A 21,507-nucleotide genomic window follows, 5' to 3' on the forward strand; every position below is an offset into this window, starting at 1 on the left:
TATCTAGAAAGAAACTCCCATTCCGCCGGAGAAGGTTGATAAATCAAGACTACCAATTCTAAGGTGTTCATACCCTCCAGAAAACTTAAGACGTTTATAATGATAGTTTAGCAATGCAGAAAGCCTATTTACAGGTCTTTGATTAATGTATGCTCCATAAAAATTGGTTTCTATACTTAGTGGTTTCGCAAAAAATAATTCTGCCCCAACACCATATGCAAATCCAAACTCATCAACTTCTCCTCCAACATAGGTAGTTCCAACTCCCCACCAGGCATTAAACTTTTCTGTACGTACTCTATGGTATTTTGCCATTGCAGTAAATATGGCTAATGTATTGACACCAAAATTAGTGTTGTCTTCCCATAGTTGTAGGTAATCAGCTTCGAATCCAATTCTCTCAAGAAATCGCAGATCTGCATTTAGATGATTTCCATATAGTTTTTGATTTTCGATGATATATCTATTACTTATTGTGGCTCTAAATTGTGTAGTGTTTTCACCGCTATCATATGCATAATTCCCGATCTTAGAATTAAGATAAGGATATTTCGTGATACGAGCCCCAGTTGCTCTATGTTCTGCTTCCATAGGAGTTTCTATTGCCGTAAAATATGTAGCATATAAAAAAGCTTCGGCGGCAAACAAGCCTAATTCTGCAACGATAAACATATCTCCCCAATCTGTTGACTCATAGTTGTCATCTGATCCAGATCTAGAATCATTTCTACTAGTATTGTTACTTTCTCTTTTACTTAAACTCTTCTCGGCGATGTCAAGCTTACCTTGACTATAACCAGAGTTTGTTATTCCAAAACTAAGCAGTACTAGTATAAGTGTAATTTTTTTCATAATCGATGGGTCTATAAAATTTAAATTCTTATGCACATAAATTATACCAGAGTGTGTTATTCTTAATTTGATTGCTATAGTTTATATGTCACTATTAAGGTGCTTATCTATAAACAATTGACTAGAGAAAAACCCTACTTTGAAAAGAATGAGGTCCTATTAAAGAACTGCTATTAGCAGATTTTCAAACCGTACTTTTTAAGGAGGTTTAACAATGGAAGTAACATAGTTGTAAAAATTTTATAGAGCTCATAAAAGTCAATTATTAATTTAAAATTATTACCTAGGTTTTGAAGGTAGTTTTTTTAATCTTGATAGTTGTTTTGCACTTAATCCAACTGCAAACAGAATCTTAGCTCGTACCTATTTGATTGGGGCTTACAGGTAAAAAACAATGATCATTTTGAAGTAAGCCTTGGTGTTTCTGTAAATATTGAAACTGATATCAAAAACGTTGATATTGATGAAAATACCCTAAAAGAAGTATTCGTTTTGTCAGATGTTACAATAGGATACAGGAATTCCAATAGTGCGGATTTGTAATCCGTGCTTTCGACAAAACTAGAATATACTTAAGACGATGATTTACTATAATAGATCATGATAGTTTTGTTTTTTGACACTGAATTTTCTTAAGTATAAAGCGATCACTACTAATGTGACCGTTTTTTATTTGTACTCGCTATGACGACACGGATTGCAAATCCGCGTTATCATATCCTAGCTATCTGGGTTCGTAATTTAGTAGCAAATATTCATAGAATACGGGATGAAACGAATAGCGCGGATTTGTAATCCGTGCTATCGTTTCCGAGCGATTGGATCATTAACGAATCTATGCTTATGCTGCCTTTTCGTAACTAATAGCATTAACCAATAAACTTTAATAAAAAACAAACGGTATTCTAACCATTTGTTTTCCTCTTTCAAGCTTATTTTTTCCTTTTGGCGTATCTTATTTTGGTTTCATAATTTTCCCATCCTTTATTTGCGACATCAAATCATTCAGAAATATAAAAAAATGAAAACACTACCTATTTACATTTGCCTCTTCTTACTATTCATATCATGTTCTAATGATGATGACGATCGAGTATTAAGTGACCTTAATGAGATTACTTCATTTAGTATTAATGAGCAACAGGGCGCTATAGACAATAAGATTATTACCCTTGAGTTAGCTGCAGGAACAGATATTACAGCTTTGACTCCCGTTATTGAACATACTGGAGAAAGTATAGCTCCTGAAAACGGTTCGACACAAGATTTTACAAGCCCCGTAGTGTATACTGTCGTTGCTGAAAATGGAGATACTCAAGAATTTACAGTTATTGTGACTATAACAGAACTAGAACCAAGTGATCTTAATGAGATTACTTCATTTAGTATTAATGAGGAACAGGGCACTATAGATAATAACACGATTACGCTTGAGCTTGATACGGGGACAGATATTACAGCGTTAATTCCCGTTATTGAGCATACAGGATTAACTATAGTTCCAGCAGTTGGTTTGGCACAAGATTTTACAAATCCTTTAGTGTATACTGTCGTTGCCGAAAACGGAGATACTCAAGAGTTTACGGTAAATGTTACTGTTCGTTTGGGAACAGCATCAGGAATAGAATTTATAACGACTTGGTCTGCTAAAGAAATTACGATTCCCACAAATCCAGCATTAACGTATAACTATAATGTAGATTGGGATAATGATGGGATAGTAGATGAATCTGGAATCAATGGGGATATCACGCATAGTTTTGATGTTGATAAAGAGCATACTATACGTATAACGGGTACTTTTCCTTCAATACAATTTGACAATGCTACAAATACTGGGGACGATGGGGTTAAAAAGATTATCTCTGTGGATCAATGGGGAACAGGGACGTGGTTATCTATGGAAAAATCATTTGCAGAATGCACTAATCTTAAAGTGCCTGCAACCGATGTACCTGATTTGTCAAACGTGAGCAGTCTAGGCTTCATGTTTATTGGTGCATCCATTGCAAATCCAGATGTAAGTAATTGGGATATTAGCAATGTAACTAATCTAGTGGGTATGTTTAGTAGTGCAAGGTTGGCGAACCCCGATGTTAGTAAATGGGATACTTCTAATGTAACGGAAATGTTTGGGATGTTTTTATTTGCTTCATCGGCAAACCCCGATATTAGTAACTGGAATATTTCTAACGTTACTGATGCTGGTAGTATGTTTAGTAGTTCAGCATTTTCAACAGAAAACTATGACAAACTACTCATTAGTTTTGCAAATCAAATACGACAAAATGATGTTGATTTTGCCGTATCTAGAACCACTTTTTGTTCTGATGAAGCAGCTGCCGCAAGAGCTACGTTGATTAGTGAAAGTAATTGGGATATTAGAGATGGTGGTCGTGATCCTCAATGTGAATAATCTTGCTAATTTGTATAAGAAGTGTAAAAAAACCGATAGCGCAGATTACAAATCTGCGCTATCGGTCTATCTAATTTGTAATTAGTGTTATCATCTCTGAGCTATCAGAGAACACTAAAAACACAATGATTTTTATTTTTTTATGTTTTGTGTGAGATGTTTTCCGAAGTATACTACGATAAAGTAAAATTCAACAATGATGGTATAAAACATCGGATCTCCAAAAAACGTTGAGTAGCTACCACCTTCAGGAATTACAAATATAGGAACGGTTATTAATGCATCTAATACCGCAGCAGTTATTACAAAGATAAGTGCTAGATGGGTCGGTTTCATTTGTCCTTTTTTATAGAATAAATAGGTTCCAAGACAGGCGCTAGGAATAATAGCTAAGGCTACTATAATGTTGGCTTGTCGCTCTAAGTTATCTAATATTGTAATGTAAAACGATGCGAGGTAAAAACTAACACCTAAAACCCATACTAATATGGCACATACAATACTAAATAATCGATTGGTCATCATAATCTTTGATTTTGAAATTATGATACAAATCTATAATTATGCTATATCAGTAATTTATTCTAAAAGAAGTATGATTTGTTTGAAAAGAATTTTACACTTGAACTCGCCTTCGTAAGTAAAACAATAACTAGGGATTAATTATACATAATGTTGTACAGTTTTATCTTATGAGACACTAGAAATATTAATTAATCTTCTTAGAATTATGTATATAGGCATAGTTAAATAACTATGTTTGTTAGATATATTTTTAGTTATTAGTTTTATTCCAGAGCATCATATTTGAGACAAAGACGATATCCGTCTAATTTATACGCTATTGATTTTCTCTTATAGACAAAAAAGGTTATGGTTTTGCAACAAATTCTAGATAGTCGAGGTTAATACACCAACGACTTGTAGAGAAAAACTTAACGCGCAACACGTGTTCTCCAGCTTCTAATTTTGCGTTAACAGAATATTCTGCCCAATCCGAAAACCAATCGCTCGACGGTGTCACATTAATTTTATTGGCTAAAGCTTTTCCATCCAAAAAAATATGTAATCCCTTTTGTTCTGCAACATCATTGCGTGCAGTAGCCATTGCTTTAATCACATACTCACCCGCATTTTTTACTTGTATGGTGTATTCTAGCCATTCATTATCTCTTGTCCAACTTATAATATGTCCGTTTGATTGATTTGGTTTTGCTTCAATCTCAACATCTAAATTTTGCCCACTCCGGTAATTAGTTTCCGATTTTTTGTTGGTATTAACTTCGTGAAAAGCAATGCCTTCTCCTCCTGTGTCAAAATCCTCAGCTTCAATTCGCCCAGGAATGGTATGAACTTCTTTAAAGGGTTTTTGCGTGTTCTCAGAATTGCTTCCAGAAGGTAGGTTATGCACCATTGCCTGGCCAATATAAATAGATGTTCCTTCGGGTAATTTTGTTACTTTGAGTTGTGCTGTATGTTGTCCAACCTCTTGTTGTTGGGCATAAAAGAATTTTGAGAAATATACATTTCCTGAGCTTTGTCCAAAAGTAAAGGTCTCAGGTGCACCGTCATCAATAGTAATTTCAACTTCCATGCCTTCGCCTTGAGGAATAGTTGTGAAGCAAATTAAATCTCCTTCCCAATTAAATCTTAGGGTTTCGTTCACCTTTGAACATTTGAGCGCATCGCTTAACATACTGCTAGTTCTGTATTGGTCACTATTATATACAGCATCGGTATTTACATTCACACTTTGCCAGCCCGAACTTTTAGTGGCATTGTTGACTGATAACAATGAGCTGTTTGAAAAATGATTAAATACAATAGGTTTAGGGATTTTGTGTGGTCCATCCTCACCTATGTCATGCATGGTCATAATAGATCGAACAACTATATCACTGTATATTTTATGACCATCAGCATTTGGGTGTACACCATCTTTAGAAAATACTACTTTGCCCTTAACTGGACTAGAATTTTTAAAGACGAGTTGGTCGGCTTTTAATTGTTTTACTACTTCAACACCTAAATCAATTGAAGGGATGCCATATGTATTGGCCATTTCTTCTATAATAATACCAAAACCGTATTGTTTACCCACCATTAATCTATCTAACATCCACTCTCCTACGGTATACACAAAACAGATATCAATATTTGGGTCTGTTTCCCATATCTGCCGAACCAAACCTTCGATTGCACGTGCTTCATATCCACCTCCACCGTTTACACGATATTCAATAAAAACCACGTCGGGTTTATGAACAAGTAAATCATTCTTTACACGACTAGCAGCAAAATCAGCTCCTGTACCTGGAACTGCTGCATTTATCTCAGTAAATCTAATATCCTTATATTGATTTTGAAACCATGAAAATACATTATCGCTCCAGCCGGTTTGTCGAGTAATACTACCTCCTATATAGCCTATATTAATGTTTTTTTTAGTGTTTAATTTTTCGAATAGATTCGGTATCCCATTCCTCATACGAAGTTCTTCTGATGTATTGGGGTCGTAAGATTGGGGTACTGCAGCATAAGTAAGGAAATGAAAGAACAACGTGGTGGTAATCCAAAAAAACTTACTCATTATTTAAACTTTAATGTTAAATTTTATCTATGCTTTTACTGTTTGATTACTCAAACCTTGATCAAAGATACTAAAAGGTTTGAACGTAAGTTACAGGTAGACTTAAGTTTGAACCTTGTAATTACGTTTTCTTAAATATTGCTATTGGTAGTTTTTATTCTGTTATATTTAGTTTAATTGGATTTGGACTTTCAAGAAAGACAATTTAATGTATCATTATAAAAGTATATATCATAAAATTCTCGAGCATTAACCTTTTAATAAAATACGATCTCCTATTTTTTATATACTTTGTTACTTATCATTGTTCATTAGAAATTATCATTAATTAATTCCATATTTGTCATTGCTCCTGCAATATTTCCACTAGCTACGGCATTGGCTACTGAGCGCATCCTAGTTGAATTATCTCCGCAAGCATAAATTCCTTCAATACTAGTTTTTTGAAAATCATCCACTTCAATATGCCCTTGTTCTGTTAGTTTACAGCCTAAAGAAGCAGGGATATTAGAATGCTGTACAAATGGAATAGCTGCATAAACCGCGTCGAAATTAATCTTTTTCTCGTTTTTGAAAACAACATTGTTAATATTCCCGTTGTTATGTTCAATTTCTGAAATTTCTGTCTCGATAATTTCGATGTTATTCTTTTTAAGTTTCTCGGTTTGTTCAGTGGTAAAATTACTTTTTCCAGAGGTCAAAATTGAAATTTTATCGGTTAGATTATTCACCAATGAAGCAACATGAAATGCTGTATTTCCATTGGCTATGATTCCTGTTTTTTGTCCTTTGAATTCAAAACCGTGGCAATACGGACAATGAATAACAGAAATTCCCCAACAATCTGAGAAACCTTTAATCTCAGGCATTGTATCTTTTATACCGGTGGAGAAAATCAACTTTTTAGACTTGATTTTCTTTCCATTTTCTGTAATTATTTCAAAACCATTTTTAGTTTTTTGTCCTCTAATTGCAAAATCATTCAAGAATTTTATAGTGTCATAATTTAATACTTCTTCTTTTGCTTTTTGAGCGATTACACTGGGTTTAATTCCATCTTGTGTAATGAAATTGTGAGAGTAAGGAGTTTGTCTATTGCATGGTTTGCCGTTATCAATGATTAAAACATTTCGTAACGATCGCCCAAGAGCCATTGCAGCAGAAAGCCCAGCGTAACTTCCTCCAACAATAATTACATCAAAAGTTTTATTATCTATCATAAAATTGAATTTTGAAAATGAGGCGAATGGAATCGATAAACTAGTTAACATGATTAACTTTAGATGTTCCCTTCTTGTCATTTTAGTATTAAATGGTGCTTTCTAAAAATGGATAATCTATGTAACCTTTTTCTCCTGTGGAATAGAAGGTACTTTGATCTGCTTTTTGCAATTTTGTATTAAGCTCAAAACGTTTCACCAAATCAGGGTTACTAATAAAAAGTTCTCCAAACGAAATTAGATCTGCTACATTTTGCTCAATGGCATCATCGGCTAATTCTTTAGTGAAGCCTCTATTTATAATGTACGAACCCTTGTATAGTTTGCGATAGTGTTTTGCAGTCTCTAGAATACTTTGAGTTGGATTATGATCATCTGCTTCTACATACCCTCCAATATGAAGGTAAGCCAAACTATAGGTATTTAGCTTTGTGATGATATACTCGAACAATTGCTTTGTTTCATCATCTGTTTGAATACCAAACCAAGTCTTGAAATCAGGAGAAAGTCGAATGCCTATTTTCGATGAAGGAATTTTTTGTAGAATTGTATCTAAGGTTTCAAACAAAATTCGTGCTCTATTTTCAATGTTCCCGCCATATTGATCTGTTCGTGTATTGGCACATTTGGCAAAAAACTGATGAAATAAATAACCATTTGCGGCGTGTATTTCTATACCATCGAAATCTGCCTTCATAGCATTCTCAGCCGCTACTTGAAAATCTAAAACCGTATTTTTTATTTCTTGAGCAGTCATTGCTTTAGGAATAACTGTTGATTTAAAACCCGAATAGGTGTAGCATTCTGAATTTGGATTAATTTCAGAAGGAGCTAAAGGCAAATTTCCATCAAGTAAATCTGGATGAGAAATTCTTCCAACGTGCCACAGCTGAGCAAATATTTTCCCTCCTTTTTGATGCACTTTTTCAGTGACATTTTTCCAAGAAGTTGTTTGTTCTACACTATATATCCCTGGGATGTTTATGTATCCAATAGCTTGTTTGCTTACACTAATTCCTTCCGAAATAATTAGCCCGGCTGTAGCTCTTTGTTCGTAGTACTGGGCTATTAGGTCAGTTGCCAATCCTTTTTTGTTGGTAGCTCTACTTCTTGTCATTGGAGCCATTACAACCCTATTTTTCAAGGTTAAATTTTGTGTTACATATTTGTCTAAGACAGTCATTTTATCTTGAATTTTTGACAAAACTAAGTAAATTTATTATTATTGCAAATGAATCGCATTAGTTATTGCAAAATAATCGCATTAATATGAAAAGACGAAATACTCAAACTAAAGAAGCTGTATTAGACTTGCTTAGAGAGTCAGGAAAGGCAATGAGTCGAGATGCTATTGAGCAGAAAATCGAACAGGATATTAATCGCGCAACAATTTATCGGGTTTTAAATCGATTTTGTGAAGACGGCATTCTACATCGTGTCGTGGCAGAAGATGGTAAACAGTATTTTGCCGTTTGTGTAAACTGTGATAATAAAATCCTTTCAGGGCCTCATTTTCATTTTAGATGTATTAAATGTGATACAATTGAATGTTTGGCTGTGGCGGTTGATTTTTCGGTACCAAATGGTTATCAAGTAAATGATGTAAATTGTGTTTTATCAGGGACTTGTAAGGATTGTTCTTGTTGATTTTTGATTACCCATAACGTTTAGCTATGCCTAGCGCAAGAATTAAATTTAATTAATTTGATTGTTAATCAGTTAGTTAGGTGGGTAAAACCCTTTATTCCGTTTTAAAAATCCTTTGGCGATATCATCTACAATATCGTGGTGGGTACTCCATTTTTCATATACCTCTAATGCCCATTTCTTTATCAAATCTTTACAATTAAATTCATTAGTGGACTTCTCTTTAATATCAATGGTCGTAATATTCCCTCTTTTTAGAATTTCAGGTGGATTTAAATATTCGTCATGTTTATGAACCTTATATTCATTTAAATAATCACTAAGTTTTGGTGAATGCGCATATGTCCATTTTATATCATACTTAAAAATTAAATGAAGTCTTGATAAGTGAAAGTGATTGTTCCATCTACCATGAATTTCAGGGTGTTGTAGTGTGTGTGCGTCTACAATCAGAAATCTATATATGTGATTTGCCCGATTTGAAAAATCAATCTCTTGAAATCCAAGATTAAAGATTTCTAAGCATTCATGAATTCCTCTTTTCGTGTTTGCACCACAAAATTGACACTGTCCACTATCTAAAAGTGCCACTCCATTCTTTTTTGCTACATAGATATAGTTTTGCATTATCTTTTTGCTTGTTGATAAGGTTTCAGATATGTGTTGTAGCGGGGTAAAATGTTACTAAGTCATCAGCATTATCTGTGGATTGATTGTTAACTTTTCTCTATTGCCCCTAGTATTTCACTAGTGTTTCATATAAAGTCTATGCCAACATATTAAAAAACAACTATAAGTTACAAAACCTATAGCGATTTGTTACACTATTGTACTCTTGCCAATTAGTCTCAAGGCCACTAGTCATAGATTAGCGATAGTGGGCCTCTCAAAAAACGAGATGCACAGCTCATATATGTATTACTTAAACCATACCTGTTATTGCAGCAATAAAGCCGATCACAAGAATTAACAAAAATAAGCCAAACCCTATAGCATACATCACTAGTACTTCTTGATTTGTAGAGCTGTTACGACTAAAATATTTATGTAAGAAGGGTATCCCCAAAACGGTCCCAAATATGAGCAGTAACGTAAAAGGAATAGCAGATATAAAAGTAGCAGATTCGCCACTTCGTTTTACCATTACGGCTCGTGCAGCATAATGACAAACTATGGGATAGGCAATCATGATACCACTAAAATTTATAAACTCACGAGATGCATAGATTAGGCTTAGGTATTCATCCCAGCTGCTATTTTTTAAATAGGTTTCAAGTAGTGAGGTTACAAGATTAAAAAGAATTAATATCCATAAAACAATAAATGCAATTTGAAACCATTTTCTGGACAATCTAATTTCTGTTTGTTGCACAGCATAGACTGCGCTGCGTAACCAGAGAAGCCATAATAGTATAAAAAGACCAAAAAAAATAGCAATAACCCCTAACAGTAACGTAACTGTAATTTGAGAGGTAGGTGGGTTTTGAGATATGGTTTTAAAGCTAATTGTTACAAACGTATAGGCTAAAAACAGCACCAAAGGACCTGGGATTAAATATACAGCTAACTTTTTGGGAGAAAGGTCGAAAATGTAATCTGCTATTTTTTGCATATTCAATTTTATAATGATCAATATAGGTTAATTTTTCATTATTAACTTTTTATTCTTCAAGTTCAATTTCATTTGGTTTTATTGGCGGTGGCGGAATTGGTGGAGGTGGAGGAGGAACGTTTGTAATGTCAAACCCTTTAAATAATATAGTATAGTTAAAAAAGTCAGGTTTATGTACTGGATTAATGTTTTGAAACTGCTTTGCTATTTCCTTTAAAACTTTTTTTGTTATTGAAATCGTATGCTTGTCTTCTATGTACAAATAAATCAAAGCAGGTTTAAGTTTATCTTTATTGTGTTGAAAATTATAGGGTTTTGATATTATGTTTTCAAGTTCTGTTTTTAGATATTTTATTGGTTTTTTATTTTTTTCTTTACCTCTTCCAATAATTAATGAATCGTTTTTGATCGTTAATAGATTTCTTCTAAAGTAACAAGCGATTTCACTTGATGTAGGACAACTAGAAAATCCTAGAATATGATAAATTGTATCATTGTCCTCGAATTTCAAGCCAGACACTTTTCTTTTGCAGGCTATTTTGCCCATCATTTCTCTTAATTCAGAAAAGCTCATAACTGAATCCAAACTAATAACTTCAAGTTCATTTTTAGCTTTTGACTTCTCAAAATTTTGAGAGAATAATTTACTCTTGGGATTATTATCACAGGAGCATAAAAACAGCACCAAAGGACCTAGGATTAGATATACAGCTAACTTTTTGGGAGAAAGGTCGAAAATGTAATCTGCTATTTTTTGCATATTCAATTTTATAATGATGAATATAAATTAATTTTCCATCATTTTAGTACAGAAACTCAAATAGAAAATTAAAAAGTTTTAGGTAGTAAACGAGTTACAGTACATAATGATTATAAACCCAATATATAAGCCTATAAATCATTTCGATTTATAGGCTTTATAATCTTAACTTTTCGACCTATCTTTGCCCTTAGAATGAATCTAGATAGATTTGTTCTCTGGAAAAAGAAAAATACGCATGAAGCTAGAAAAATCAGATATACTAAAAGCATTAGAAAGCATTACCGTAGCTGGAGAAGGAAAGAATATGGTAGAGAGTGGTGCCGTAAAAAATGTCATCACTTTTGGAGATGAAGTTGTAGTTGATTTAGTCTTAACTACTCCTGCATTGCATATCCGTAAACGAGCAGAGGTTGATGTCATGAAAGTGATTCATGAAAAAGTATATGAAAAGGCTAAAATAAAAGTAAATATCAAAGTCGAAGCACCCGCCGAGCAACCTCAAAAAAATGAGATCAAAGGAAAAACTATTCCAGGGATCACAAATATTATAGCCGTTGCTTCTGGTAAAGGAGGCGTTGGTAAATCTACAGTGACTTCTAATATTGCTGTGACTTTGGCAAAAATGGGCTTTAAAGTTGGACTTTTGGACGCAGATATTTATGGACCATCAGCACCCATAATGTTTGATGTAGAAAGAGAACGACCATTATCTGTAAAAGTAGGTGATAAATCTAAGATGAAACCTATAGAAAATTACGGAGTAAAAATATTATCGATAGGTTTTTTTACACAACCTAACCAAGCAGTAGTTTGGCGAGGCCCTATGGCCGCAAAGGCATTAAATCAGATGATTTTTGATGCCGCTTGGGGAGAACTTGATTTTTTATTACTGGATTTACCACCAGGTACAGGTGATATTCATTTATCGATCATGCAGTCTTTACCTATTACAGGTGCTGTTGTTGTAAGTACACCACAAAATGTGGCTTTGGCAGATGCCAGAAAAGGAGTTGCGATGTTCCAACAGGATAGTATTAACGTTCCGGTATTGGGAATTATAGAGAATATGGCGTATTTTACACCAGAAGAGCTTCCTAACAATAAATATTATATATTTGGAAAAGAAGGTGCTAAACATCTGGCAGAAGATATTGATGTTCCTTTCTTGGGAGAACTTCCATTAGTACAAAGTATTCGTGAAGCGGGAGATGTAGGTAGGCCAGCAGCATTACAAACTGCTACTCCTATAGAAAAAGCGTTCGAAGAACTGACTAAAAATGTAGTGCAGGAAGTAGTAAACAGAAATGAAAGTTTACCACCTACCGAAGCAATTAAAATAACAACAATGGCAGGTTGTTCTGCCGTAAAAAAATAGACTATGACTTCTGAAGAATTAAGAAAGAATGTAGAAAAAGCCCTAGATGAGATCAGGCCTTTTTTAGAAAGTGATGGGGGTAATATTTCTTTAGTTTCTATAGAGGATGATAAGAGAGTTAAAGTGCAATTAGAAGGCGCTTGTGTTGGATGTAGCGTAAATCAAATGACATTAAAGTCAGGTGTAGAAATGACCATCAAAAAATATGCACCTCAGATCGAAGAAGTATTAAATATTGCATAAGTTCTTGTCATAAACCACACCTTAATAAGTTACAAACTTGATTTATGGCTTTTTGAGTCCAAATAAGGGATGCAAAATGGTAATTCTCAAAATGATGAGGTCATAAATCAACCAACTTATGATAAAAGTTCCTAGACTTAATACCATAAATTTAGGTACAAAGCCCCAATCCAAATTCATGATATAGTATCCAATTGCTATGGTAACGGTTTGATGTAGAATATAGAAGGGGTACACCGCGCGATTACAATATGCTAACAGCTTACTTTTTTTGTTGAGATAGGTTGCTGCATATCCAAAAATAACCAAAATCCAAGACCACAAGTTAGTTACTTTTATGAATGCTTCTGTAAAGTGTATATAGATGCTGTCTTTTCCTATTATCCATATTATTAACTGCACTCCAAAAACTATTATGCCTATACCTAATGCTTTATTTTTTATACTAGCTAGGCTTTTCCAAAATATAGGCCCAGTAGCAATTAAAACAAATCCATAAAAGAATAAAATGATATAATTTAGTACCGTAAACCAATCATCGATTAATGCATTAGTAACAGGAAAAAAAGGTTCTACTAATGCCTCTGTAAAGTACAAGGGTATAATAAACAGGTATAGCCCATAAGGTTTTTCGATCTTCTTTTTGATCCAGTCTACTACTGTCGACTTTTTTCGTTTTAAATATCCAAAAACAGGGGATAGTACAAGCGAAAAAAGGAATAGATACACTAAAAACCAAAGGTGATGCCAACTTATATTTCCTTCAGGATATACCCCAATAAAAGCTTCGGTTGTAAAATAATCATAATACGATTTTGAAAAATGTCCTGAAGCTAATCGTTCAAAATACACCTGGGGCGGAACAATACATAACATTCCAAAAAGTAACGGAATTAATAGTCGTTTACAACGCTCGATATTAAATTGCCAAAGGGTTCTATGAGATAAAGCATAATAAGTTCCCATTCCCGAAATCACAAACAAAATAGGTAAACGCCATTGATTCAAGAAAAGCATCGGCCAACGCATCCATTCGATAATATTATTGTTTTTAATATGCCATCCCCAAGGCACAAAAAACATTCCTACGTGATAAAAAATTAACAAGCCAAAGACTAATACACGTAGCCAATCTAAGTCGTATCGACGAATTTTTTGTTGCATGATATTCTAATTTTGTTTTGCCAAAAGTGGAATATTTTGCTTGTAACTGGCAATAAAATAGGTGGTTCTATGTCTAGAATTGTAATTTTAGACGTTTTTAATTCTGGGTTTTGGTTTTTTGAAGTTTTATATATTCTTTAGGTGATACAGCAACGTGTTTTTTAAAAGCGTTGTAAAATGTGGCTTTTGATGTAAAACCTACAGAGTTACCAATGGCTTCTATGGTAAGGTGGCTATATTTTTGATCTAATAGTCTTTTTTTGGATTCGGCAATTCTATATTGATTTATAAAGTCATTAAAATTTAAATTGGTAGACGTATTTATAATCTGCGAAATATAATTGGGATTAGAACCTAATAGTGTTGCCAAATCTTTTAACGATATTGATTTGTTCAAGTAATATTTTTCGTTTTCAACGTATGCTTTAATCTCTTTTATCGTATTGGTATCGGTATTTATTTTAGACGTTTCATACTTATCAGCGATCCATAAAGATGAAAAGAAACGAGATTCTGATAGCAGCACAAAGGCTGTGATTGTTACTAAACAAGTGTGAAATATAAATATATAATGATCCCCATTGTCATCTTCAAAATTTAAAAAAACTAAGAATACTAAAATAAAAAATGCTAATAACCCAATGATCGTATTACGAGAAAAATTGTATTTGTTTACACTTATATTACCTGCATTTTTGGTTTTTTTAGTATACACATTTTTGACGATAAGTCTGCTAGATAGTAAAATATAGACAGTAAAACTTAACAAAATTAGCCATCTAAATTCATCTTTAATCATAAGATAGCTATAATCAAGATCATTAGGAACAGCTACTGTTTTCATATCTGGGAAATACGCTCCTAAATAGGCATTTATTTTTACAGCCTTGGGTTGTATATAAAATTGTAGTTGAGTAAAAAAATATAAAATTGAAGGGAGTATGTGGATCCAATGTTTTTTTAAGGTGACCGTTTCTTTTTCTAAGAGGGAGTATACAAATACATATATCGAGGGAGCAAGCAGTAACACCAGAGGTTCTGTACTATCATTTAAATGAGGTACATACTTCATAAGCCCGGTATAGCATAAAAAAACATCACCAGCAATAATAGATTGAAGCAATAAAGACCAACCAAATATTTTAAAAGCAGTGTTTTTATAAGAAGCCCTAATAAGAATAACGAAACTGATCAATATTCCTATAAATACACCCAGAAAAATAAAGTAAGAGACCAGATTATGGCGTATAGGGATATGATCGATGATATATTGGCTAGTTTCCATAAATTATCGTGCTACTTGATATTAAAATCGACTAGTTTTTGAGGTCCTTCTAGCGGTACTCTAATAATCTTAAGAACTCCATCTTCTGTAGTAGAAATTTGCCATTTGATCAATGTGATTGTACCATTTTCTATTTCGATTCCTGTAATGCATCTGGGATGAACACAACTACCATCATTAAATAGGGGTAATTGACCCGCTTCGGGAAATCGAGGGCGATGCGTATGCCCTATAATAGTAAATAGGTTCTTATTATCGGCTATCCATTTTTTGATTCTACGTTCTACTCTTATAGATTCTTTATAATTTTTTGCTGGACTTGTAGGGTCAGAAATACCGATTATTTGCAAAGGTTTCCATAAAACACGTACCAAAAACCGATTAATACGCCATCCGTTATAATTCATATAATCGGCTTGATGTCCATGTAACAGAAATAGTTCTTGATTTGTATGTTGATGTTTTAAAATAATAGATTCATGGTATGTTATATTTGGAAAAAGAGGAACCTCTTTATTGGTTTTACGATCTAGGTAAGCGTAAAGATGTTTTTTTACATATTTTGGATTTCGGTAAACCATATCATGATTTCCCCAAATCATTGCAAGCCTGTTGCCATTATAAAACAATTGCAGCAGTTCATACACGTTTTTATGAGAGCGAAAAACAACATCAAAATTAAGATTCTCCCATAACTCATCTCCATCACCTAATTCACAATAGGTAAAGCCTTCATTGTAATAATGTTTTAATGCATGAAAATAAATATTCCTATTGTTTGCAAATTCATCTGCAAAACTATTATCTCCTCGATGGCAATCACTAAATAATACAAATTTAGAGGTATCATCAAAAGCAATTACTTTTGCATTTTTATAGGCGCGATCCAGACGCGATTGGGAGGACATAGTCAAATGTTTTTAGTAAATATACAATACAATATATAGTATTTCTGAAAGTGAATATAAATAATGTCTTGAATTTATAATTATATTTATAGTGTATCCAGAAGACACAATACTTATGAGAGCACTTATTAATATTGTAATGATAACCATGTTTTTAAATACGAGTACTACTTTTTCTCAAGATGATCATACAGACTTAGAATCTTTACCCAAAGATAGTGGCGGCATACATAAAGCAAATGCTTTAGGCGTAACAGATGCCGTTTACGGGCATTACATTTATACGCCAAGTGGCTATAGCAAAGATTCTCCAAAGTACCCATTGCTTGTTTTTTTACATGGATCTGGAGAAAGAGGCAATAGTAAAAAAAGTCCTGATAAATTAAAAAAAGTAATCATTCATGGACCACCAAAACTTATCGAAAATAAAACGTGGTCTCCAAAATATCCTATGATTGTTGCCTCACCACAATTACCATCGGGCAATTGGAAACCAGAAGATATTCATGACTTTATTACCTATTTAATATCCAATTATCATATAAACACCAAGCGTATTTATGTTACAGGATTAAGCTTAGGAGGCTATGGTAGTTTTAACTATATCTCTAAATATAGTTCAAGTAGTTATGCAGCAGCAATTGTTCCAGTAGCAGGAGGAGGAGATGTTAACTCGGGAGATAAATTTACTAAAGTACCAGTATGGGCATTTCATGGGGATAGTGATAAAGTAGTACCCCAAAAGCAATCTATTGATATGATTACTGCAATCAATCAGGCTAACCCAAATACTAGGGCTAAACTGACAATATATCCGGATATTGGTCATGATTCATGGACAAAAACATATAACGCCAAAGGAATGGGGAGTGAAAGTAAGAGCCATGATGCTTTTGATATGAATATTTATGATTGGATGTTTATGTTCAAAAAACAATAGTTTTATGATACTCCAATAAATTTAAAAACTTCATACACTAATATGGCTGGCCAAACAATAGCTTTTAGCACGCCCAAAACGCCCATCCAAAAACTTGTAGCGTGACTGATAAAGTAAATTATTGCTCCTATACATCCTATACCATAAATTGTATTTGAGGAAGCACTTTTTTTTGCTGTTTCTTTCATGGTTTTACTTGATAACAGAGATTTAAATATCCGAGGCTTGCCTCGAAATCAAAATGTTTTTTCTATTACATGCCTCGTAGACTTGTCTTGAGGCGGTTTACTATTTTTGAATACGATTATTTAGTAAGTCTACCAATGGCACAACTGACATATGATTTTGCTTTTGTACTTAAGTTGTTTTTATCTCCAACAGATGGATATCCTAATTTTGAGAGTTCGTTTTGAACGGTGTTTAAGCCGTCTTCGGTTTTATAGTTAAATGATACAGTACAGTTTTCGGTATTTACAGAAATATTATATATGCCTTGTACCATATGAAGTTTTTTTGCAATGGTACTCTCACAGCCTGCACATTTTAAATTTTGAATTGCTACAGTAGTTTTCATGTTTTTAGAATTAAAAAGTGTTAAAAGATCAAAACTACTTAAGCCGCTTAAATTGTACTATGATAAATATCAGTAGCAAATATGACCCTATTACCTCTTTTATATTTTATATATTTATAAAGCCATGTCAAATGCAAAATATAAACGGTATTTAAAACAATCAATCCCTTTTGGTATCATCTGGCTTGTTTTTGCAGTGGTGTACACATTTTTAGAATTCGGCATCCTAGGGGATTCAGAGTATTATCCTTCTACAGGAAACCTATATGATTTTAAAAGTTCCTTTATACATTCTTGTATAGCGGGCTTTCTTTCTGGTTTTATTCAAGGTTGGATAGAATTAGTGTGGCTTCGTAAACTATTTATCAATAGAGCTTTATGGGTTAAAGTAGTGGTCAAAAGCATATTTTATGTATCCTTTATTTTAATCGTGTTGATTATATTTAGTTTGTTAGCCAATAGTAGACTGCTTAAACTTGGTTTATTCGACCCTTTAGTGATTAGGAGTTTATATGTCTTTATGCAAGAGTTTTCATTTTGGAGTGTAGTCATCTATTTGGGATTAATATCCTTTGTAGCATTACTTTTTTCTGAGATTAGAGAATATGTAGGTATGGGGGTGTTATATAATTTTTTATTAGGAAAGTATCATAAGCCAAAGCAAGAAATTAGAATATTTATGTTTTTGGATATGAAAGCATCTACCACTATTGCAGAAAGTATCGGGCATAAGCAATATTTTAAATTGATTAAGAAGTATTATGCCGATATGACCGATGCCATTTTGGAAACTGAAGGAGAAATATATCAATATGTAGGAGATGAGATTGTAGTTTCCTGGCCCGAGAGAAAAGGAATACAACATAATAATTGCATACGGTGTTTTAAAAAAATCAAAGATGCTTTTGAGAAAAACAAGCAAGAATATATTCTCGAGTTTGGGATTGCTCCAGATTTTAAAGCAGGATATCATATTGGAGAAGTGACTATAGGAGAGATCGGAAATATTAAAAAAGATATCATTTATACAGGAGATATTTTAAATACCACCGCCAGAATCCAAGCAACATGCAACACCTATAAAACCAAAGTTTTAATTTCAGAAAAACTACTTCTTAAATTATCAAAAGAAAAAGATTTTACACACACTAAAATTGGAGAATTAGAGCTGCGTGGAAAAAAAGAGTTGGTACAACTACATAGTATTTCTTTTTAATCCTTTCACACTCAAATTAATTTAGATTGGTGTATACTACCAAGGATGACTTTTGTCATATTTAGAATTTAGGTTTACCACTATTTTTGGATAAAAGTTAAATGCGAAACCTATGAAAGTAACTATTCAATTTGTACAAATGCCAACTAGTGAAGCTATGGAGAATTATGTACATGAAAAGCTTGATAAATTTTATAAAAAATATGATTGGGTAATTAAGTCTGATGTCTTTTTTAAGAAAGAAAATGATCCCAAAGGCAAAGGGAAAATTTGTGATATAGAGCTTAGTTTACCAGGTCCTAAAATTCATGCAACCTCGAATGAAAAGAGTTTTGAACTAGCCTTTAAAGAGACCTTAGGCGATGTAGAGACACAGATTAAAAAACGAAAAGGTACTATGAAACCTTATCTTTAAAATAGAAAAACTCAAAACTGATATTTATCATAATTTAAAACTAGTGATAAGATTATCTTAGTACTGTAGTCAAAATAGTTTTTGATTTTTGCTGGTGCAATGCAACAAAAATCAAGCGAAGAAATAAATTTCTTCAAAAGAAACAGGTAGACCCTCATCTACCTGTTTCTGTTTTTATGTAGTTGATTATAAAATTTCAAAACCATCAAAAGCTTGTGCAGGAACTTCTGTAAAAGTAACAGCATCAACTCTTGCGTATTCAGGACCTTTTTTACACCATTCTATAAGTTCTTCGAGTTGATTTTTAGTTCCTTTAGCTTCGATATACACACTGCCGTCGGGTTGATTTTTTACAAATCCTATAAGACCTATTTCTACAGCTTTCTTTAGTGTGCTTTTTCGATACCAGACACCTTATACTTTACCTTTTACAATGATGTTATATTGTTGTGACATTTTTTTAAAATATAGATGATTGAATTGAGATGAAAGATACTGTAAAAAGTAAAAGAAGTTTACTTTATGATATGATAAATGTCATTTTTAATACTACTTATATCCTCTAATTTTGAAAGTATAAAACTATGTATTATGAAAAAAATTCTTGTACCCGTAGACTTTTCAAAGTATTCAGAATATGCATTAGAAGCAGCTGCTGTATTTGCTAAGCAACACGATGCCGAAATTATAGTGTTACATATGCTTGGATTATCAGAAGCAGTATTAACTAAAAATGAAGGACAGGAGGTAGCAGAAGCTGTGTACTATATGAAACTTGCTGAAAAGAGATTCGAAACATTTTTAGACAAAGAGTACCTGAAAGGGATAAAAGTCACCGAGACGGTACAGAATTATAAAATATTTAGCGAAATCAATGAAGTAGCTCACGAAAATAATGCAGACCTTATTGTTATGGGATCTCATGGTGTTAGTGGCCTTAGAGAAGAAGTTTTTGTAGGGTCAAATACCGAAAAAGTAGTGCGTACTGCAGATGTGCCAGTATTTGTTGTAAAAAACAGTGTAGGAGATTTTAAGATCAAAGAGGTCGTATTTGCATGTGACTTTAAAATAGAAAACCTTAGACCTTATCATAATGCAATGCGATTGTTTAATGCACTGGGAGCTAATGTACATTTACTGTATGTAAATCTACCAGGAGAGAAGTTCAAAAACTCTACTCAAATGGAAGAAAAAGTAAAAGAGTTTCTTTTTAAAGCCGATGCTGGTAATTTAGAGATGCATGATCATGTAGTATATTATAGTGATTACTCTGTAGAAAGCGGAGTGTTTAATTATAGTAAAAAGATAGATGCAGATATCATTGCTATTCCAACACATGGAAGACGTGGTATAGCGCACTTTTTTAGTGGAAGTATAGGAGAAGATATCGCAAACCACTCGGATAAACCAGTGCTAACATTTAAGATTTAATCCACATTGTGGAGTTTAATTTCACAAGGCTTGCCTATAGGTAGTCGATATAGTACGCGATTTTTCATGAATAAGAAGACCTGTTAGGTATTAAAAAACGTAATGGGTCTTTTTTATGTCTTTTTCTACAGCCTCTTACTTATACAGATACTATCGGTTATTTAATTTTTGCTTTTCTTTATTTATAAATAATGATTTAAGTTAACAAACGCCCTTTTCAAACATCCTCTGATTATATCAATACCAGGATAGCCAAGCAACACTATATTTAATGAAGGTTGTGCAATACCTTCTGAATTCGCTCTGACGACACGGATTACAAATCCGTGTGATCGAGCAGGTATTTTATTACAGTGTTTTTAATTCTATTGTTGTTTTTTTACTGCTATACGAGGAAACCGAAATTTTTAAAGAATCTTTTTCAAAATTTATACTCGAAGCTGCATCGCAATATTTTTTTACGTCTTTTGTCTTATAATTTGCTTCAGTGGGGCTTTTAGAATAAGGAGGTTCTATTCTAACTGTAATTTGTGTTGGCTCACCAAAATCAGCTACTAGTGCGTCAAATAAATCTCTCGTTATTGTTTTCTCTAAGTTAAATCGAACAGATTTTATAATATGATTTGAGTCGGTTATAATATTTGTGTATCCCATTTTTCTATTGTACCAAGTGTAATCATAATAATATTTATAAAATAAAACCTTATCGTTATTTAGTCGTTGAATTCCATTTTGTGCTTTATGAAACACACCTATAGCTTCGATAGGCTCTCCAATTATATTTTTATAATCAAATTTTTTCTGACCAAAAGTACTTACTGATAACAGCAACGCGATTATAGGTATAAATTTCATG

The 21,507-nt window shown here is 33.0% G+C and carries 23 protein-coding genes; 8 read left to right on the forward strand and 15 right to left on the reverse strand.

Annotated features, from left to right (window positions below):
- Positions 1–3: 3 nt before the first annotated feature.
- The gene (locus D1816_RS18500; RefSeq protein ID WP_118504774.1) at positions 4–852 is read right to left on the reverse strand and encodes a hypothetical protein; all 849 of its coding nucleotides are present in this window, start codon (positions 850–852) and stop codon (positions 4–6) included.
- 1,021 nt (positions 853–1,873) lie between these two features.
- Here D1816_RS18500 and D1816_RS18505 point away from each other — a divergent pair.
- The gene (locus D1816_RS18505) at positions 1,874–3,268 is read left to right on the forward strand and encodes a BspA family leucine-rich repeat surface protein (RefSeq protein ID WP_118504776.1); all 1,395 of its coding nucleotides are present in this window, start codon (positions 1,874–1,876) and stop codon (positions 3,266–3,268) included.
- A 132-nt stretch (positions 3,269–3,400) separates the two neighbouring features.
- Here the strand turns inward: D1816_RS18505 and D1816_RS18510 are convergent, their stop codons facing one another.
- From D1816_RS18510 to D1816_RS18525, 4 genes are all read right to left on the reverse strand, one after another.
- On the reverse strand, positions 3,401–3,793 hold the full coding sequence (locus D1816_RS18510; RefSeq protein WP_147405142.1) for a DUF5367 family protein: 393 nt from the start codon (positions 3,791–3,793) through the stop codon (positions 3,401–3,403).
- Between the two features lie 346 nt (positions 3,794–4,139).
- Positions 4,140–5,858, reverse strand: a complete 1,719-nt coding sequence (locus D1816_RS18515) for a carbohydrate-binding protein (RefSeq protein ID WP_118504780.1) — start codon at positions 5,856–5,858, stop codon at positions 4,140–4,142.
- Positions 5,859–6,169: 311 nt separating this feature from the next.
- The gene (locus D1816_RS18520; protein WP_233565342.1) at positions 6,170–7,078 is read right to left on the reverse strand and encodes an NAD(P)/FAD-dependent oxidoreductase; all 909 of its coding nucleotides are present in this window, start codon (positions 7,076–7,078) and stop codon (positions 6,170–6,172) included.
- Between the two features lie 88 nt (positions 7,079–7,166).
- Positions 7,167–8,261: an alkene reductase gene (locus D1816_RS18525; protein ID WP_118504784.1), complete on the reverse strand. Its 1,095-nt coding sequence runs from the start codon at positions 8,259–8,261 to the stop codon at positions 7,167–7,169.
- An 86-nt stretch (positions 8,262–8,347) separates the two neighbouring features.
- On the opposite strand from D1816_RS18525, the gene D1816_RS18530 reads away from it, so the two are divergent.
- Entirely contained in the window at positions 8,348–8,725 is a 378-nt protein-coding gene (locus D1816_RS18530; RefSeq protein ID WP_066316042.1) for a Fur family transcriptional regulator, read from the forward strand.
- 72 nt (positions 8,726–8,797) lie between these two features.
- Here the strand turns inward: D1816_RS18530 and D1816_RS18535 are convergent, their stop codons facing one another.
- From D1816_RS18535 to D1816_RS18545, 3 genes are all read right to left on the reverse strand, one after another.
- Complete coding sequence (locus tag D1816_RS18535; protein WP_118504786.1) at positions 8,798–9,352, reverse strand: DUF5946 family protein; 555 nt, start codon at positions 9,350–9,352, stop codon at positions 8,798–8,800.
- Positions 9,353–9,647: 295 nt separating this feature from the next.
- Positions 9,648–10,337 carry a hypothetical protein gene (locus tag D1816_RS18540; RefSeq protein WP_118504788.1) on the reverse strand — a complete coding sequence of 230 codons (690 nt, stop codon included), beginning with the start codon at positions 10,335–10,337 and terminating at the stop codon, positions 9,648–9,650.
- Positions 10,338–10,386: 49 nt separating this feature from the next.
- Positions 10,387–11,097: a hypothetical protein gene (locus D1816_RS18545; protein ID WP_118504790.1), complete on the reverse strand. Its 711-nt coding sequence runs from the start codon at positions 11,095–11,097 to the stop codon at positions 10,387–10,389.
- A gap of 238 nt (positions 11,098–11,335) precedes the next feature.
- Here D1816_RS18545 and D1816_RS18550 point away from each other — a divergent pair, with 238 nt between their 5' ends.
- Positions 11,336–12,475, forward strand: coding sequence for an Mrp/NBP35 family ATP-binding protein (locus D1816_RS18550; RefSeq protein ID WP_066316045.1), 1,140 nt, complete (start codon positions 11,336–11,338; stop codon positions 12,473–12,475).
- Between the two features lie 3 nt (positions 12,476–12,478).
- Entirely contained in the window at positions 12,479–12,718 is a 240-nt protein-coding gene (locus D1816_RS18555) for a NifU family protein (protein ID WP_066316052.1), read from the forward strand.
- A 42-nt stretch (positions 12,719–12,760) separates the two neighbouring features.
- Here D1816_RS18555 and D1816_RS18560 read toward each other — a convergent pair whose 3' ends face one another.
- The 3 genes from D1816_RS18560 to D1816_RS18570 form a co-directional block, all read right to left on the reverse strand.
- On the reverse strand, positions 12,761–13,882 hold the full coding sequence (locus D1816_RS18560; RefSeq protein ID WP_199729978.1) for an acyltransferase family protein: 1,122 nt from the start codon (positions 13,880–13,882) through the stop codon (positions 12,761–12,763).
- A 97-nt stretch (positions 13,883–13,979) separates the two neighbouring features.
- Positions 13,980–15,167 carry an AraC family transcriptional regulator gene (locus tag D1816_RS18565; protein WP_118504792.1) on the reverse strand — a complete coding sequence of 396 codons (1,188 nt, stop codon included), beginning with the start codon at positions 15,165–15,167 and terminating at the stop codon, positions 13,980–13,982.
- Between the two features lie 11 nt (positions 15,168–15,178).
- The gene (locus D1816_RS18570; protein WP_118504794.1) at positions 15,179–16,075 is read right to left on the reverse strand and encodes a metallophosphoesterase; all 897 of its coding nucleotides are present in this window, start codon (positions 16,073–16,075) and stop codon (positions 15,179–15,181) included.
- A gap of 115 nt (positions 16,076–16,190) precedes the next feature.
- Between D1816_RS18570 and D1816_RS18575 the strand changes: the two genes are divergently transcribed.
- On the forward strand, positions 16,191–17,015 hold the full coding sequence (locus tag D1816_RS18575) for a dienelactone hydrolase family protein (protein ID WP_118504796.1): 825 nt from the start codon (positions 16,191–16,193) through the stop codon (positions 17,013–17,015).
- 2 nt (positions 17,016–17,017) lie between these two features.
- On the opposite strand, the gene D1816_RS18580 is transcribed toward D1816_RS18575, so the two are convergent.
- Positions 17,018–17,203, reverse strand: a complete 186-nt coding sequence (locus tag D1816_RS18580; protein ID WP_066316068.1) for a hypothetical protein — start codon at positions 17,201–17,203, stop codon at positions 17,018–17,020.
- A gap of 116 nt (positions 17,204–17,319) precedes the next feature.
- Positions 17,320–17,589, reverse strand: coding sequence for a heavy-metal-associated domain-containing protein (locus D1816_RS18585; RefSeq protein WP_066316071.1), 270 nt, complete (start codon positions 17,587–17,589; stop codon positions 17,320–17,322).
- A 124-nt stretch (positions 17,590–17,713) separates the two neighbouring features.
- Between D1816_RS18585 and D1816_RS18590 the strand changes: the two genes are divergently transcribed.
- Together D1816_RS18590 and hpf are read left to right on the forward strand one after the other, a co-directional pair.
- The gene (locus D1816_RS18590) at positions 17,714–18,805 is read left to right on the forward strand and encodes an adenylate/guanylate cyclase domain-containing protein (RefSeq protein ID WP_118504798.1); all 1,092 of its coding nucleotides are present in this window, start codon (positions 17,714–17,716) and stop codon (positions 18,803–18,805) included.
- A gap of 112 nt (positions 18,806–18,917) precedes the next feature.
- Entirely contained in the window at positions 18,918–19,220 is a 303-nt protein-coding gene (gene hpf / locus D1816_RS18595; protein ID WP_066316075.1) for a ribosome hibernation-promoting factor, HPF/YfiA family, read from the forward strand.
- A 186-nt stretch (positions 19,221–19,406) separates the two neighbouring features.
- Here hpf and D1816_RS18600 read toward each other — a convergent pair whose 3' ends face one another.
- Positions 19,407–19,592 carry an acylphosphatase gene (locus tag D1816_RS18600; protein WP_199729981.1) on the reverse strand — a complete coding sequence of 62 codons (186 nt, stop codon included), beginning with the start codon at positions 19,590–19,592 and terminating at the stop codon, positions 19,407–19,409.
- Positions 19,593–19,811: 219 nt separating this feature from the next.
- On the opposite strand from D1816_RS18600, the gene D1816_RS18605 reads away from it, so the two are divergent.
- Positions 19,812–20,651: a universal stress protein gene (locus tag D1816_RS18605; protein ID WP_118504800.1), complete on the forward strand. Its 840-nt coding sequence runs from the start codon at positions 19,812–19,814 to the stop codon at positions 20,649–20,651.
- Between the two features lie 348 nt (positions 20,652–20,999).
- On the opposite strand, the gene D1816_RS18610 is transcribed toward D1816_RS18605, so the two are convergent.
- Positions 21,000–21,506: a hypothetical protein gene (locus D1816_RS18610; RefSeq protein ID WP_066316084.1), complete on the reverse strand. Its 507-nt coding sequence runs from the start codon at positions 21,504–21,506 to the stop codon at positions 21,000–21,002.
- Position 21,507 lies beyond the last annotated feature (1 nt).

The organism is Aquimarina sp. AD10 (genome assembly GCF_003443715.1).
In the GTDB taxonomy this organism is placed as follows: domain Bacteria; phylum Bacteroidota; class Bacteroidia; order Flavobacteriales; family Flavobacteriaceae; genus Aquimarina; species Aquimarina aggregata.